This window comes from Clostridium tyrobutyricum DSM 2637 = ATCC 25755 = JCM 11008 (assembly GCF_000359585.1).
GTDB lineage: Bacteria > Bacillota > Clostridia > Clostridiales > Clostridiaceae > Clostridium_B > Clostridium_B tyrobutyricum.
In genome coordinates, this window is sequence record NZ_APMH01000062.1 from 1 (window position 1) to 1477 (window position 1477).

The 1477-nt window shown below is 28.4% G+C and carries 2 protein-coding genes and 1 pseudogene; all 3 read left to right on the forward strand.

Annotation, left to right across the window (positions count from 1 at the left end):
• Positions 1-271 (forward strand): annotated as a pseudogene (locus J418_RS16910) (ISNCY family transposase); the annotation flags it as partial.
• A gap of 39 nt (positions 272-310) precedes the next feature.
• Positions 311-676, forward strand: coding sequence for a transposase (locus J418_RS16915; protein ID WP_257725571.1), 366 nt, complete (start codon positions 311-313; stop codon positions 674-676).
• A 393-nt stretch (positions 677-1069) separates the two neighbouring features.
• A complete protein-coding gene (locus J418_RS0115300) occupies positions 1070-1450 on the forward strand; it encodes a hypothetical protein (RefSeq protein WP_017896040.1) in 381 nt (126 codons plus the stop codon).
• Positions 1451-1477 lie beyond the last annotated feature (27 nt).

Sequence of the window (1477 nt, forward strand, 5' to 3'; positions counted from 1 at the left end):
TTGGTTTTTACACAAATCTATACCCATTCCCATATACTATGCTATCTATGCCATATTTATTGAACTCATTGATCCATCCTTAAGGATTTGTGCCGTTGATGCTACCGCATTAAGAAGCTCAAAATATGATAGTGAAGCTAAATGTGGCAGAGGTACCCGTCTTGGAAAATATAAAGGTTATAAATTACACTGTGCTGCATCAGTAACAGATACAATACTGCCATTATCATTCAGCTTAACTACTGTAAATGTATATGACAATCAAGTCTAAGGCTTACTTTATGAAGTAAAAACTTATAATCCATTTGTTATACTTGCAGATGCTGCCTATGATGATAGTTCATGGTTTAAAATATCTGAAGATCTGTCTCTAAATTTGTTAACAGATATAAATATGCGCAGATCTAAAAGTATCGAGTCTTTTACCGATGAATTTAGATATAAAAATGCTTTACTTCTTGAATCTCCAATAGGTATTAGTCTATATAAACAGAGGATAAAAATAGAACAATTATTTTCTGTACTAAAGGGCTTATATAATTTGGAGAATCCAAGACCTTACGGTAAAAATCGCTATGAACGCCATATTAAGTGGGTTCTTCTCGCATATTTAATAGATGAATTCAACAAAAACAAAAATGCAATAAAATCTAGAAAATATCCATGGAATCTCTAAAAATTCCAATGCTATCGCATTTATATTATGTTTAAAGCAAAAAACTTACTCTTAAATTAATAAATACAATATCTGAATGCTGACGCATAAAATTTTAAGTCATAAACTATATATTTAATTATTCAACAAGCTAATTATATATAAATTAAAAGCATGTATACAAAGTACACTGGAATCTATAGAATCTAAACAAAACAAATTTTAGGGCAAACTATATATAATCGAGCTAAAGCTTATGCACTAGATAATATCAAATATTTATTATCTGAATATCCAGAATCTACTATAGAAGATATAATTGCTAAAGGCATCACTGACATAGAAAATAAATTTGGCACTACATATCTTACTGAAGGTGAAATAAAAGCAATTATATCTTCATCTATAATTTATATGCAGCATAATTTATATGATCTGTTAAATGATACTGTTGCTGCAGGAGTAACAAAAACACAACAAAAATACCTAAATGGTAAGATACAAGGTAATGGCAGAAAAAAAGATGCACTTGAAAATATACTAACATCCCTAAAATACCATAGCTTTACTATGACATCTACATTAAAAAATACTATAGATGATAAAATAGAAGAAGCTGTATTTAATCTTAAGACAAAAAGAAAAATGGATATTCAGGATAAGGATATTTTACAACAACAAGTTACTAATTCACAGACTAAGCTTTCTCAATTTAATGAAACTAATACTCAACTAAATCAAGAGAATAATCAACTCAGACAAAAGTTAAGCAATACTCAATCAAGTACATCATGATATATAGTATTCAAATAAGCTGTACAA